Raw genomic sequence first — 271 nt, forward strand, 5'->3', positions numbered from 1 at the left:
CGCATGAGGGTCATGGGCTCGCTGTTCGATGCCGGGCTGACCCGCACGAGCGAGAAGTACTCCGTGTACGACTCGGACGTGCTGCATATGTGCGTCGCTGAGATGGACTGCGCGGTGGCGGATCCGGTAGGGGACGCCCTGGTGGGCGGGTTCACCTACGGGTACACGGGATACGTGGGAGACGGCCGTGCGCTGCCCGAAGCCTTCGGCGACTTCGGCGCGGAGCGGGGGGACTGGGCGGTGGACCCGGAGCTGGTGCGGACCACGACGG

Annotated in this window: 1 pseudogene; it reads left to right on the forward strand. The window is 69.0% G+C overall.

Features of this window, described 5'->3' with window-relative positions:
- Positions 1 to 12: 12 nt before the first annotated feature.
- Positions 13 to 271: pseudogene (locus QCD68_RS17235) on the forward strand (aspartate aminotransferase); the annotation flags it as partial.

This window comes from Curtobacterium sp. PsM8, from assembly GCF_030433875.1.
Taxonomy (GTDB): Bacteria; Actinomycetota; Actinomycetes; order Actinomycetales; family Microbacteriaceae; genus Curtobacterium.